This window comes from Actinomyces sp. oral taxon 897 (assembly GCF_002999235.1).
Classification (GTDB): Bacteria; Actinomycetota; Actinomycetes; order Actinomycetales; family Actinomycetaceae; genus Actinomyces.
In genome coordinates this window covers 863,321-876,815 of the sequence record NZ_CP027236.1, presented here as the reverse complement: position 1 = coordinate 876,815, position 13,495 = coordinate 863,321, and the positions used below count along the sequence as shown (strand labels likewise).

6 protein-coding genes are annotated in these 13,495 nt (G+C 73.7%); all 6 read left to right on the top strand.

All coding sequences use genetic code 11. The features are described from left to right. The first annotated feature begins 16 nt into the window (after positions 1 to 16). On the top strand, positions 17 to 2,059 hold the full coding sequence (locus tag C3V41_RS03530; RefSeq protein ID WP_254423663.1) for a primosomal protein N': 2,043 nt from the start codon (positions 17 to 19) through the stop codon (positions 2,057 to 2,059). Between the two features lie 122 nt (positions 2,060 to 2,181). Then, complete coding sequence (locus C3V41_RS03525; RefSeq protein ID WP_106109125.1) at positions 2,182 to 7,701, top strand: endo-alpha-N-acetylgalactosaminidase family protein; 5,520 nt, start codon at positions 2,182 to 2,184, stop codon at positions 7,699 to 7,701. 393 nt (positions 7,702 to 8,094) lie between these two features. After that, positions 8,095 to 8,733, top strand: coding sequence for an HAD family hydrolase (locus C3V41_RS03520; RefSeq protein ID WP_106109124.1), 639 nt, complete (start codon positions 8,095 to 8,097; stop codon positions 8,731 to 8,733). 776 nt (positions 8,734 to 9,509) lie between these two features. Then, a complete protein-coding gene (gene fmt / locus C3V41_RS03515) occupies positions 9,510 to 10,472 on the top strand; it encodes a methionyl-tRNA formyltransferase (RefSeq protein ID WP_106109123.1) in 963 nt (320 codons plus the stop codon). Between the two features lie 542 nt (positions 10,473 to 11,014). After that, positions 11,015 to 12,394 carry an RsmB/NOP family class I SAM-dependent RNA methyltransferase gene (locus C3V41_RS03510; RefSeq protein WP_106110640.1) on the top strand — a complete coding sequence of 460 codons (1,380 nt, stop codon included), beginning with the start codon at positions 11,015 to 11,017 and terminating at the stop codon, positions 12,392 to 12,394. A gap of 257 nt (positions 12,395 to 12,651) precedes the next feature. After that, positions 12,652 to 13,353, top strand: a complete 702-nt coding sequence (gene rpe / locus C3V41_RS03505; RefSeq protein WP_106109122.1) for a ribulose-phosphate 3-epimerase — start codon at positions 12,652 to 12,654, stop codon at positions 13,351 to 13,353. Positions 13,354 to 13,495: the final 142 nt, after the last annotated feature.

The following is a 13,495-nucleotide window of genomic DNA, read 5'->3' as shown; positions in this document are numbered from 1 at the left end:
CCGTGGTGGTGCCCCGGTGAGCAGCGAGGTCGCGCAGCAGGGCGTGCTCCTGGCGGCCCCCGCGCCCGCCCGCCGCCCCGTGGCCCTGGCCGGGGTGTCCCACCCGGTGGCCCGCGTCCTGCTGGACTCCCCGGTGCCCCACCTGGACCGCACCTTCGACTACCTGGTCCCCACCGGCCTGGACGCCGCCGCCCAGGTCGGCACCCGCGTGGTGGTGCGCCTGGGGGGCCAGGAGATCCACGGCTGGGTGTGGGAGCGGGGGGACACCACCACCCACGCGGGCAGGCTCGCCCCCCTGCGGCGGGTGGTCTCCGACCTGCCGGTCCTGACCCGGGCCACCCGGACCCTGGTGGAGGCGGTGGCCGAGCGTGCCGCCGGGACCCGGGCCGACGTCGTGCGCCTGGCCGTCCCCGCCCGCCACGCCGACGCCGAGGCCACCGAGCGCGCCGCCGACCCTCCCGCGCTACCTGACTGGGGCCTGCCCGCCCCCAGCCCCACGGGCTGGCGGGCCTACGACGGCGGCCCCGGCTTCCTGGCCGCCCTGGCCGCCGGGGGCGCCCCGCGCGCCGTGGCCTGCGTGCTGCCCGGCGGGCCCCAGGTGGATCCCTGGGAGGAGCTGCTGGCCCAGGCGGCCCGTACGACGCTGGCCTCGGGCCGGGGCGTCCTGGTCCTGGTGCCCACCACCGCCCAGGCCGAGGCCCTCGCGGCGCGCCTGGGCCAGGAGCTCCCCCGCGAGGGGGTGGCGGTCCTCAGCGCCGAGCACGGGGCGCGCCGACGCTACCGCACCTTCGTGCGGATCCTGCTGGGGCGTGCGCGCGTCGTGGTGGGGACGCGCGCGGCCGCCTTCGCACCGGTGGCGGACCTGGGCCTGGCCGTGGTCTGGGACGACGGCGACGACCGCCTGGACGAGCCCAGGGCCCCCTACACCCACGCGCGTACCGTCGTGGCCCTGCGCGCGGGCGCTGAGCGCTGCGGCCTGCTCCTGGCCGGCTACTCCCGCAGCGTGGAGGCCCAGTCCTACGTGGAGGCGGGCTGGGCGCGCGAGGTCGCGGCCCCCCGGGCCCTGGTACGCCGCGCCGTGGCCCGGGTCCAGGTGCCCGGGCCCGAGCTGGAGGCCGAGGGGGCCTCCGGGGCCGCCCGCGTCCCCTCCCTGGCCCACCGCGCCCTGCGTGAGGCCCTGCGCGGCGGGCCGGTCCTGGTCCAGGTGCCCCGCGGCGGCTACGTCCCGGTGGTGGCCTGTGCCGCCTGCCGGGCCGCCGCCCGCTGCGCCCTGTGCTCCGGGCCCCTGGGGATGGACCGGGACGGGACCACCACCTGCCGGTGGTGCGCCCGGCGCACCCGGGACTGGTCCTGCCCCGCCTGCGGGGCCACCGGCCTGCGTATGGTGGGCGTGGGCAGCGCCCGTACGGGCGAGGAGCTGGGCCGGGCCTTCCCCGGGGTGCCCGTGCTGGTCTCCGGCGCCCGGGAGGACCACGGGGTGGTGGCGACCGTGGACGACGAGCCGCGCCTGGTGGTGGCCACGCCGGGGGCGGAGCCGTCGGCCCCCGGCGGCTACGGCGCGGTCCTGCTGCTGGACGCCGCCACCCTGTCCGCGCGCCCCGAGCTGGGTGCGACCAGCGAGGCCCTGCGCCTGTGGAGCAACGCCGTCGCCCTGGCCCGTCCCGGGGCGAGGGTCATCCTGCTGGGCGGGCCCGAGCCCGGGGCGGCCCAGGCGCTCCTGCGGTGGGACCAGGCCGGTTACGCCCGTCGTGAGCTGGCCGAGCGCGCCGGGCTGCACCTGCCCCCGGCGTGGAGGGCCGCCCGCCTCGACGGGCCCCGGCGCTCCGTGGAGCGGCTCCTGGCCGCGGGGGCGGCCCAGGGCTTTGAGGTCCTGGGGCCGGTGCCCGCTCCCGGGGGCGGGGGAGAGCCGTCCCGGGGCGAGCAGCTGCGCGCCCTGCTGCGCGCCCCCCGCTCCCGGGGCCGGGACCTGGCCGGGATGCTGCGTCTGCGCCTGCGTGAGGCCTCCGTCCACCGCGAGGAGCCGGTACGCTGCGAGCTCGACCCGACCCTGCTGTGGTAGACCGAGAACTGACCGATTCTGAGCGGAAACGGAGCTAACAGGTCTCTATTCGACAATCTTCCGCTGGGAGAGATACGATCGTGACACGATCCCCTGTCGAGCATGAAGGCGAAGGAGCCCCCATGAAACGACCATCTCTCCACGTCCGAGGTCGAGGCCCGCGAGCCCTGGCACTCCTGGGAGCCCTCGTCCTGGGCCTACCCCTGGGCGCGCGCGCCGCCGCGGAGCCGGCCACCGCCCTGACCGGTACCGTCGACCTGTCCGTCCCCGGCCTGACGGCCACCCTGGCGACGGACTTCCCCCAGGTCACCGGCTACGAGGTCGGCGGGAGCCACCTGGGCGGGCGCGTCTCGACGGTCACCAGCGTCCTGGTCGACGACACCGCCCACCAGGTCACCGACGTCAAGGCCTACCGCACGACGCCGACCGCGGTGCGCTACGACGTCACCCTGGACGGAGGAGTCGACCTCACCGCGGAGATCTCGGTGGACACCGTCACCTCGCAGGCCGACGGAACCGCCGGGGCCATCCGGCCGACCCTGACCTTCCGGATCACCAGCCTCACCGGGGGCCACACGGTGGAGATCCCCGGGCAGTCCCTGGTGTCGGTCTCCTCCGACGACGCCGGCGCCGCCTTTGCCGCCGCCACCACGGGCGTGGCCCGGGGCGCCACCGCCGACAACCCCCGGGCCGGGGTCCAGGACGCCTACGGCACCGTGACCGCTGACACCCCCACGGACGCCTCCGCCGTCGGGTCGGCCTACCTCCTGGTCAACACCGCCGAGGTCGCCGTCGGCATGGAGACCAACGCGACCCCCGACCAGCCCAGCGGGGCCACCAGCATGAACAACAGCCGGTGGACCCGCCAGGTGGTGGGGACTGGCGACGACGGCACCGGCCGGGCCCTGACCGTCCAGGCCGGGCAGTGGACCTACCGCTCCACGGCCGCCACCGACGCCGTCGGCGACGAGCCCAGGCCCTACGCCACCTTCGTGTTCACCTCCGACGCCAACCGCTCGGGCAGCGTGGACTGGCAGGACGGCGCCGTCGCCTACGCGGACATCGCCGAGAGCGTGAACGGTGCCGCGGACAACCACAAGTGGGTCGTCACCCACATCCCCTTCAACTTCGCCTCCCAGGCCACCCACCCCTTCCTGCGTACCGCCGACGACGTCAGGCGCGTCTGCCTGGCCACCGACGGCCTGGGCCAGCGCGTCATGCTCAAGGGATACGCCTCCGAGGGCCACGACTCGGCCCACCCGGACTACGGCAACAACATTAACGAGCGCGCTGGCGGGGAGAGGGACATGAAGACCCTCTTCGATACCACCCGGGACTGCAACTCCATCTACGGGGTCCACGTCAATACCACCGAGGCCTACCCCGACGCCGAGCAGTTCGGCTCCCTGGCCTTCACCGGCTCCAAGGGCTGGGACTGGCTGGGCCCCTCCTACTACATTAACCAGCGCGACGACCTGGGCAGCGGCAAGGTGACCCAGCGCTTCCAGGAGCTGCGTGACCAGTTCCCCCTGGCCCAGTACCCCAGCTTCCGCTGGATCTACATTGACGTCTACTACAGCTCCGGGTGGCTGGCCGACCGCCTGGGCCGCGACCTCAACCAGCAGGGCTGGGAGGTCGGCAGCGAGTGGGCGGACAAGTTCGAGCGCTTCTCCACCTGGTCCCACTGGTCCAACGACGAGCGCTACGGCGGCTCCAAGCTCAAGGGCCTGAACTCCGAGATCATCCGCTTTATCGACAACGCCAACAAGGACAACTGGAACCCCAACGTGGCCCTGGGCTACCCCCAGATCGTGGAGTTCGAGGGGTGGACGGGACACCAGGACCAGAAGGCCTTCTACGCCAACGTCTGGGGCAACAACCTGCCGGTGAAGTTCCTCCAGGCCAGCCGCATTATGAGCCAGTCCTCCACCCCGGGGGAGAGGGGCACCACCTACACCTACACCCTGGCCAACGGCGCGGTCGCCTCGGGTACGACGTCGTACACCAACCTGACCAACGGTGACGCCGCCGCCTCCACCATTGCCGCGGACATGGCCGCGACACGCTCGATCACCTACGACGGCGCCCAGGTCCTGTCCGGCTCCTCCTACCTGCTGCCCTGGGCGGACAACGGCAGCTCCCAGGGCAGCCCCCGCCTGTACTACTACAACCCCGCGGGCGGGGAGTCCACCTGGACCCTGACCAACAGCTACAAGGACCAGACCTCCCTGGCCCTGTACCGCCTGACCGACTCCGGCAGGGTCAAGGTCGCCGACCTGCCCGTCACCAACGGCACCGTGACCATCCCCGCCTCGGCCTACGACGGTATCGAGGCCGGGCAGTACGCCTCCACGGCCTTCGTCCTCTACCCCGCCTCCACCCCCGCCACCACGCCCCAGCCCAGCTGGGGGGCCGGGACGGTCCTGTCCGACCCCGGCTTCAACGCCGGCCTGGACGCCTACACCACCACCGGCGCGGTGAGCGCCACCAAGGACGCCCAGGGCGACCCCGTGGCCGCCATTGACGCCGGCGCGGGCTCCCTGGGCCAGCAGGTGACCCTGGACAAGGGCACCTACGAGGCCAGCGCCTGGACGGAGGTCGGACACGGTACCGCCAGCCGGGACGTGTCCGTCTCCGTCAGCGGCCAGGGCGTGGCGGGCACCGGCAACCAGCCCGGTGCCGACACCTCCTCCGCCACCCCCACCAGCCCGGTGACCACCGTGTTCGAGGACTTCGAGCACGTCACCGAGGGCTGGGGGCCCTTCGTCAAGGGCAACGCCGGGGGCTCGACCGACCCGCGCACCGTCCTGGCCCCGCTCAACGCCCCCTACACCCAGAGGGGCTGGACGGCGCCCAACGGCAGGGTCAAGGTCACTGACGACGTGGTCGCCGGGCACTGGAGCCTCAAGGCCCACTCGGAGAACCAGGGCCTGGTCTACCGCACCGTCCCCCAGACCGTGCCGCTCCAGGCCGGGCACCGCTACCGCGTCTCCTTCGACTACGAGAGCACGGACGCGGGCGCCTACAGCTGGGTGACCGGGTACACCACCCTGGGTGCGACCGAGCCGGTGGACACCTACCTGGACACCACCGACATCCCGCAGCAGACCACCCCCACCCACTTCACCGAGGAGCTCACGGCGGGCGCCTGCGGGGAGTACTTCGTGGGCCTGTACAAGAACCAGGGGGGCGGCGAGCAGGTCGACTTCTCACTGGACAACTTCCGGGTCGAGGACCTGGGGGTCGCACAGACCCAGCCCTCCTGCATGACCCCGCAGCTGAGCGTGGAGGGCGCCCTGGTCACCGGCCAGGCCGGGACCGTCCGCTCCACCGTCAGCAACGCCGAGAGCGGCACCGTCACCAACGTGACGGCCACCCTCACCGCCCCCGAGGGCTGGAGCGTGGAGCCCCTGGGCTCCACTAGCGCCGCCAGCCTCGCCCCCGGTGAGACCCTGTCGCCCGCCTGGCGCGTGACCGCCCCGCACTCGGCTGCGGGCACCGCCGCGCGCCTGACCGAGACCGTGACCTACGAGCTGGACGGCGCCCAGCGCCAGGCCACCGCCAGCACCGAGGTGACCCCCCTGGGCGGGCTGAAGGCCGACGCCGTCAACTACCTCTCGGACCTGCCCATTAACCCGGACTACAACGGCAACGGCTGGGGCCCGGTGGAGCGCGACCAGGAGAACGGTGAGCAGGGGCAGGGCGACGGGACCCCCCTGACCATCGGCGGGGTGAGGTACAGCAAGGGCCTGGGGGCCCACGCCCTCTCCGACGTCGGCTTCGACCTGGGCGGCCAGTGCCACAGCTTCAGCGCCGTCGTCGGGGTGGACTCCACCCAGTCGTCGCGCGGCAGTGTGACCTTCACCGTGTGGGGGACCGCTGACGGCGAGAACTGGAGCCGGGTGGTTCCCCAGACCGCGGTCCTGCGCGGGGGCCAGGCCGGTCAGCAGGTCAGCGGCGACGTCACCGGGATGCGGACCATCCGCCTGGTCGTCGGCGACGGCGGGGACGGCAACGGCAACGACCACGCCGACTGGGCCGACGCCAGGGTGGCCTGCGGCACCGCCACCCTGGACGGGGGCGGCTCGGGGGGATCAGGGGGCACCACCCCGCCCGGTGACGGGCTGAGCCCCTACACGGGCCCCCTGACGGTCAGCGCGCCGGAGGCCTACGCCAGCAACCCGGTCAGCAACATGATCGACGGGAACCCGGCCACCTTCTACGACAAGGACTGGGTCAACCCGACCCCGCACCCCTCCGAGGTCCTCATGTCCCTCTACCAGGGGGACGACCCCACGGCCGTGGAGCCCACCAGCGTCTCCGGGCTGTCGGTCACCGGCCGGGCCTCCCAGTCCAACGGGCGCGTCCGGGACTACCAGGTCTACGTGGGCCAGGACGCCGCGAACGTCAACCAGCTGGTGGCCTCCGGCACCCTGAGGGACACCGGGGACGAGCAGCGGATCGTCTTCCCGACCCCGGCCAGCGCCAAGCTCGTCAGGCTCGTGGTCACCTCCACCTACAAGACCAAGCCCACCGAGCCCGACGGCCTGCTGACGATCGCCGAGATCGCCCCGCTGACCGGTACGGCCACCCCCGCGCCCACCCCGCCGGACCCCTCGACACCCTCGGATCCGCCCGCGCAGCCCGACCCCAACGGCGTGGTCACCGACACCGCCGCGCCGGGCCTGGTGGGCCAGGACTACCTGGGGGTGAGGACGGCCAGCGACGCCGGTGCGGTCACCGGGACCGTGACCACCCGGATCTCCACGACCTCGGCGGCCAACTGGGTGGCGGCCGACCAGAAGCACGGCACCTACTTCCAGCGGGTGCCGGTGCGCTTCACGGTGGGCCAGGACCGCACCGCGGTGACCCTGAGCGTCACCGCTGGTGACGGCTCCGCCCCGGTCCTGGTGGACAACCTGCGCCTGGTCAGGGTGGAACGGGTCGCCGACAACGACCTGCTCGGCGTGGACTGCACAGCCAGCCCGGTGCCCCAGGCCTGCACCTCGGCCACCGCCAACGCGCGGCTGGGCCTGTCCACCCCCGCCCGGCCGGGCGGTGACACCCCGGAGCCCGGGCCCACGCCGTCCCCCGAGCCGACGTCAGGGCCGACGCCCGGGCCCAGCCCGACGCCGGCGCCCACCACTGAGCCGACCCCGGAGCCCGGGCCCACGCCGTCCCCCGAGCCGACGCCCGGCCCAACTCCTGGTCCCACGCCCGGGCCCACTCCTGGGCCAACTCCTGGTCCCACGCCCGGCCCGAACCCGGAGAATCCCACCAAGCCCATCTTCGTGGCCACCGTGGAGGCGGCCGCCAAGGGCACCGTGTTCCTGGGCGACTGGGACGGCGACGGGGTGAGGTCCTGGGCCGTCCGCGTGGGCACCCGCGTGGTGTTCTACAACGACAACACGGCCCTGGCCGCGCCGGTGGCCTCGGTGTCCATCGGGCGTGCCAGCGACGAGATCTACGTCGGTGACTGGGACGGCGACGGGAAGGACACGGTGGCGCTGCGCCGTGGCTCCGCCGTCTACTACCAGACCAGCGTGGAGTCCTCGGCGACGACCACCGGCACGGTCCCGCGCGGTGCGACCCTCAACGTGGTCAGGCAGGATGGTAAGGACGTGCTCGTCCCCCAGACCTGAGGCCCCTCCCGGTCCTGTCCCGCAGGCCTGGCGTCGTCATCTGGCGGCCCGAGCGCCCCTGTCCCGCAGGCGGCCGTCGAGCCACACGGACTGAGGCCCTTGTCCACCCGGTCCCGTCACGCGCCCTCGTGGTGCGTGGCGGGACCGGGTGCGTGCTTAGCGGCCGCACCTGCTCGGGGACGGCCCGGGCCGGGGGATTGGGCCCCGGGTCGGGCTGGCCGGTGGTGACCGCTGAGACGGTCCGGCCTGCGGGGCCGACAGTGGCAGGCTGGTGCGCTGAGGCCAGTGCGCTGAGGGCCAACCTGGCCAGGCCCGCGCGGCCTCGGTGGCAGGGGGCTGGTCGGTGCACCGGGAACCGGTGCGTTGCCGGGGGTTGTCGGGCACAATAGGCCCATGAGCCCTACCACGGATACACGGGTGAGTGCCGTCGTCCTGGACTACGGCAACGTCCTGGTGGCCTGGGAGGCCATGGCGGCCGTGGCCGGGCGGGTGAGCCAGGCCGACTGGGACGAGTTCTGCCAGGGCGCGGACTTTGACGCCCTCAATGCCCGTAGCGACCTGGGTGAGCCGTTTGAGGACATTCTCGCGGACCTGGCGGCCACCCACCCCCGGCGTCCCGACTGGGTGGAGATCCTGTCCACCTACCGGGCGAACTTCCCTGACTCCCTGACCGGTCCCGTACCCGGGACCCTGGGCGTCGTGGACGACCTCCTGGCCGCCGGGGTCCCCCTGTACCTGCTGAGCAACTTCGACGCCCCCACCTTCCCGGCCGCCCGCGCCATGGTGCCCCAGCTGGAGCGCTTTCGCGGCCTGATGGTCTCCGGGCAGGAGCGCCAGGTCAAGCCCTCACCGGTGATCTTCCGCCGGCTCCTGGAGCGCTACGGCCTCATAGCCGCCTTCACCCTCTTCGTGGACGACTCACCGGCCAATATCAGGGGCGCCCGGGCGGTGGGGCTCCGGACTCACCACTTCACCGGCGCCGGCCGCCTGCGGGCCGACCTCATTGAGCGCGGCCTCCTCCCGCGCCCCTGACCCACCTCCCTCTCGCGAGAACGGTACTTATTCGCCGTGAGAACGGTACTTGTTCCTCGTGAGAACGGTACTTGTTCCTCGTGAGAACGGGCGAGTCGCGGAACGGTCACGTGGTGCGACCTCTGGACTGCACGAGTTCTTGTAGGAGGCTCCGTCGGGGCCTACGGAATCACGCAGGTATCTCAGGGGCAGGTGGGGAGCCGACACAAGAACCTGTGCGATCTGCAAGAACTCGTGCAAAACTGTCGGTCCGCAGACCTGCTTTTGACGCAGTCTGAGGCTCAGGGCCGGGGCCGTCCTCGGCCGCATCGGGGCCCGACGCAGCGCGATCTCCGCCGGGGCCGTCCTTGGCCGCGCCGAGGTCATGCCCCTGACCTGCGTGGGCATTCATTGCTACAAAAGGTAGGGCGGAGTGGGTCCGACCTTAAGCCAGGCTGCGTCAAAGCAGGATCCCGAGATCGTCAGGCGACCCGCGAGCAATCGGAAGATCGCATGGATTCCCATGCCTGTCGGAGACGTCACAGACCCCGGCGAGCCCTCTGGGCAACCCCGTCCTCACGGCAGGCGACCCTGCGACAGGGGGCGTCTACACCCGGGCCACCGGAGCGGCCCCCGTTCTCACGAGGAACAAGTACCGTTCTCACGAGCAACAAGTACCGTTCTCACGGCGAATAAGTACCGTTCTCGCGAGGGGAGCGCGAGGGGAGCGCGAGGGGCGAGGGGGCGCGGCGGGGGTGACGTCGTGCTGTCCTGCCGGTCCCCGTAGACTGACGGGTATGCGTGTGCTCTTCGCCGGGACCCCTGAGGTCGCCCTACCCGCCCTGACGGCCCTCATGGACAGCCCGGAGCACGAGGTGGTAGGGGTCCTGACCCGGGCCGACGCGCGCCGGGGCCGGGGCCGGGGCCTCCACCCCTCACCCGTGGCCGCCCTGGCCCGCCCGGCCGGGCTCGAGGTACGCACCCCCGCCACCCTGCGCCAGGTGGAGGTCCAGGACTGGATCCGCTCCCTGGAGGCCGACGTCGCCGTCGTCGTGGCCTACGGGCGGATCGTGCCCGTCAGCCTGCTGGAGGTGCCTGTCCACGGCTGGCTCAACCTGCACTTCTCCCTCCTGCCCGCCTGGCGCGGGGCCGCCCCCGTCCAGCGGGCCCTTATCGCGGGCGACGACGTCACCGGGGCCTGCGTGTTCAAGCTTGAGGAGGGCCTGGACACCGGTCCCGTCTACGCGCGCCTGACCGAGGCCGTCCGCTCCACCGACACCAGCGGTGACCTCCTGGAGCGCCTGGCCGCCGCCGGTGCGGGTCTGCTCCTGACCACCCTGGGGACCGTCGCCGACGGCAGCGTGCGTCCCGAGACCCAGGACGACGCCGCGGCCACCCTCGCCCCGCTGCTCACCACCGCCGACGGCCTGCTGCGGTGGCAGGACCCGGCCCTCGCGCTGGAACGGCGGGTCCGGGGCGTCACCCCCTCCCCGGGGGCGCACACCACCTGGCGCGGCGTCCGCCTGCGCCTAGGCCCCTTGGCCCTGGTCCCCGAGGTCACCGACCTGGCCCCCGGCGAGCTGCGCCCCTCCCGCCACGAGGTCCTGGTGGGGACCGGCTCGCACGCCCTGCGCCTGGGGCAGGTCGCCCCGGCCGGACGCTCCTGGATGGCGGCCGACGCCTGGGCCCGGGGCGCGCGCCCCGGGCCGGGAGAGCGGCTGGGCCAGGATGACGCCACCACCGGGGAGGAGCGCTCATGACCGGCAGCCACGGCTGGCAGGGCCGGGACCGGGACGACGGCCGGGACCGGGGCCGCTACGACGGCGGCAGCCGGGACGGGGACCGCCCCGGTGGCGACGGTCGTAGCCAGCTGGGCCATGGAGGCCGGGGCCGGGACCGGGATGAGGGCCGGGACCGCGGTGAGAGCCGTCGGGACAGTGGCCGCCAGGACCAGGGAGGCTACGACGACAGGGACCGGGGCCGCGGCCGATACGACGGTGGCGGCCGCAGCCAGGACCGCTATAACGGGGAACGCTGGGACCAGGGTCGGGGTCGCCCCGGCCACTACGACGGCACAGGTCATGGTGACGGCCACTGGGCCCGCGGCCGGGACCAGGACGATGACCGGGGCCGGAATCGCTACGACGGCGGCAGCCGGGACGGGGATCGCCCCGGTGGCGACGGTCGTAGCCAGCTGGGCCACTGGGGCCGCGGCCAGGGCCGGTATGACGGCCGGGACCGCGGCCGTACCTCGTCGGGGCGTGCCCCGGGGCGCCCCGGTGAGCCCGACACCCCCCGGATCCTGGCCCTCAGGGCCCTGGAGCGGGTCCGTCAGGACGACGCCTACGCCAACCTGGTCCTGCCGCCCATGCTGGACCAGGCGCGGGCGGGTCGGCGTGACGCCGCCTTCACCACCTCCCTGACCTACGGCACGCTGCGCCTCCAGGGCCGCTACGACGCCGTGATCGCCATGTGCTCGAACCGGCCCCTGGACCAGGTCGACGCCCTGGTCCTGGACGTGCTGCGCCTGGGGGTCCACCAGCTCCTGGGCATGCGCGTGCCCACCCACGCCGCGGTGAGCACCACCGTGGACCTGGCCTCCTACGCCGCCGGCCGGGGCGCCGCCACCTTCGTCAACGCCGTCCTGCGGAGGGTGGCCCAGGGTGACCTGGAGTCGTGGCTGGAGCGGGTGGCCTCCGCCGCCCCCGACGAGGTGAGCGCCCTGGCCCGGACCCACTCCCACCCGGCCTGGGTGGTCAGGGCCATGCGCCAGGCCCTCCTGGGCAACGGGCGGGACGTCGGTGAGCTCCAGGCCCTCCTGGAGGCCGACAACACCGAGCCCGAGGTGGCCCTGTGCGCCCGTCCGGGCCTGGTCACCCCCGAGGAGCTGGCCTCCGCCGCCTGGGACGCCAGCCACCAGGAGCCCCGGCGGGGGGAGCGCAGCCCCTGCGCCGTCGTCCTGGCAGGGGGGGACCCGGTGCGTATCGCCGCGGTGCGCGACTCACGTGCGGGCGTGGAGGACGAGGGCAGCCAGCTCGTGGCCCTGGTGCTCTCCGAGGCCCCCCTTCAAGGGCGTGACGAGCGCTGGCTGGACCTGTGCGCCGGGCCCGGGGGCAAGGCGGCCCTGCTGGGGGCCCGTGCCGCCCAGCGCGGCGCCACCCTGGTAGCCAACGAGGTCGCCCCTCACCGCTGCGACCTGGTGCGCGCCGCCGTACGGGCCCTGCCCGAGCGGGTCGTGGAGGTCCGCTGCGCCGACGGCCGGGAGGCGGGACGCCAGGAGCCGGGGGCCTACGACCGGGTGCTCGTGGACGTGCCCTGCTCGGGCCTGGGCTCGTTGCGGCGGCGCCCGGAGGCCCGGTGGCGCCGTCAGCCCCGTGACGTCACCGAGCTCGCCGCCCTCCAGCGCGACCTCCTGGCCAGCGCCCTGCTCGCCGTACGCCCCGGGGGGGTAGTGGCCTACACCACCTGCTCCCCGCACCTGCTGGAGACCAGCCTCGTGGTCAAGGACACCCTGGCCGCCCTGGCCAGGAAGGGGGTGGAGGCGAGTCCTCTCCACGCCGGTGAGGTGGCCGCCCGGGTGTCACCGGTGCCGCCGGCGGGGGCAGAGCAGCAGATGCTCCAGCTCTGGCCCCACCTGGACGGTACCGACGCCATGTTCTGCGCGCTGCTGTGCCGTCACTGACCCGCCGCCACGGTTACTGCTAACGTGCCTTAGTCGGCGGGGACGTACCTTAGAGGTACGTCCCCGGTGACCAAGGTACGTCGCAGGCGCATCACCTCGCGCACGTCCTCGGGTACGTACGTCCCCGGTGACCAAGGTACGTCGCCACCAGCTGCCCACCTGCCGCTTGCCCGACAGTCCGCACCGGCCACCCGCCGACCGGCCACCGCGCGCCGGCCCGTACCACCGTCCCGACACCCACCACCAGGAAAGAGCCCATGGAACCTGCTATCCACCCCTCCATCCTCAACTGCGACGTCGCCCACCTGGCCCGTGAGCTGGACCGGGTGGCGGCCGACCCCTCCAGCGGGCGGGCGGGGGCCGACGGGGTGCACGTGGACGTTATGGACAACCACTTCGTGCCCAACCTGTCCTGGGGCCTGCCCGTGGTCCAGGCCGTGCTCGCCCACACCCCCCTGCCCGTGGACGCCCACCTCATGATCGAGGCCGCCGACCGCTGGGCCCCGGCCTACGCGGAGGCCGGGTGCCACACCGTCACCGCCCACCTGGAGGCCAGCACGGCGCCGGTGCGTCTGGCCCGCGAGCTGCACCGCCTGGGCAGCCAGGCGGGGATCGCCCTGCGCCCGGCCACCCCCCTGGAGGCGGTGGCCGACGTGCTGGGGGAGTTCGACATGCTCCTGATCATGACCGTCGAGCCCGGGTTCGGCGGGCAGTCCTTTATCGATGCCATGCTGCCCAAGATCGAGCGGGCCCGGCGCATGGTGGGGCGCCGGGGCCTGGAGCTGCGCATCCAGGTCGACGGCGGGGTGAGCGCGACGACCATCGGCCGGGCCGCCGAGGCGGGGGCGGACGTCTTCGTGGCCGGCAGCGCCGTCTACCGGGCGTCCGACGCCCTGGACGCCGTGGACCAGCTGCGGGCCCTGGCCTCCGCCCACCGCCACGGCTACGTCAGCTGCTAGCGGGCTGGTGCCGGCGACGTGCCCTAGCCAGCGACGACGTACCTTAGCCGACGGGGACGTACCTCTAAGGTACGTCCCCGGTGACCAAGGTACGTCCCCGCTGGCAGACGCCGGGACGGGACCGTCGCCGGGGTGCGCCTGG